A 1,171-nucleotide genomic window follows, 5' to 3' on the forward strand; every position below is an offset into this window, starting at 1 on the left:
GGGGATGACCTGATCTTTGTGGGCAAGGCGGCCCAGGCTTTTCTGGACTACAACAGCTTTAAGGAAGATAAGTCGCTAAAGGCGGCGGAGCGGATCGTGGGGGTGCTGGGGGCAATCGCCAAACTAGAGAACCTGCCAAGGCACGTTGAGGCGATCGTCTGGGTGTTGCTGCCCATCAACGAACTCGCCACCCGTCAACGAATTGCTTCTCGCCTCTCAGGGCTCTGCCAGGGCTTTCGCTTCCAGGACGAGACCGACTATCGCATTGACCTGAAGCTCAGTTTCCGCCCCGAAGGCTATGGCATCTATGTTCAGCGCAAAGCTCAGCTTCAGCAGGCAGGCATGGCCATTGCCCAGCGCACTACCTGGATTGAAATGCTGGGCCACCGCAACGGCACCCAACTGGCCTTTGAAACCGGCACACTCAATTCGGCTAAATCAACCTCCAAGTTTCCCGGTTTCTGGGAGTCGTTTGAAAAGGCGGCCAATACAGCAGGGGTATCCGTCTCCGATTACGACATACTGCTGCGAGCTCTGGAAACGGGTCAAGCCCAGCAGTACTCTGTCGCCAAGGGTGAAACGGTGGACTTCGCTAAAGCCCTGGCTCAGGTGGAGGTGGCCTACCTGTCCGCTCTAGATCCACATTTTAACGATCACCTGATTCCCAGTTTGGCCACTGGCAAGGGGGAGGTGGTGCTGGCGGGGGGAGCCGCCTACTTGATGCGGGATGCTTTGCAGCAGTACTTTGAGCAGCGGGGTTTTGGCGATCGCCTATCGCTGGCCTGGGAGCATCAGACGGGGCTCAACCGGCTGGTACAGGAACACCTGCCGGAAGTTCATGAGATGCCCTCCTTGCCAATGCGGATGACCGATGGCTTTGGCTTGTTCCAGGCGCTGCTGGGTGAGAGTCATCGGATGAGGGTAGCCTGATGGCGGGCCAGACAGAAAACACGTCAGGGCGGGTGAAGTTTGTCTACAATGCCCAGTTCCCGGCGGCGACAGCGGTGGTGTTGCATTACTTGCTCCACAATCCCCACTTCACGGGTCGTCAGGGCCGACAGCAGGGGATGGATGCCATGATGGCCTTCTACCGTCCCCTGGCGGAGGAAATCCACGGTGAGCGATCGGTCTCGGAGATTCAGGAAATTGCCCGGCATTGTGTGGAGCGGTT

Annotated in this window: 2 protein-coding genes; both read left to right on the forward strand. The window is 58.2% G+C overall.

All coding sequences use genetic code 11. The features are described from left to right. Nucleotides 1-930: hypothetical protein (locus E1H13_RS26570; protein ID WP_169617966.1), on the forward strand; the 930-nt coding region annotated here is incomplete at its 5' end. After that, nucleotides 930-1,171, forward strand: a 242-nt coding sequence (locus tag E1H13_RS26575; RefSeq protein ID WP_169617967.1) for a hypothetical protein, incomplete at its 3' end; no start/stop codon positions are given. The genes E1H13_RS26570 and E1H13_RS26575, both read left to right, overlap by 1 nt.

This window comes from Nodosilinea sp. P-1105 (assembly GCF_012911975.1).
Classification (GTDB): domain Bacteria; phylum Cyanobacteriota; class Cyanobacteriia; order Phormidesmidales; family Phormidesmidaceae; genus Nodosilinea.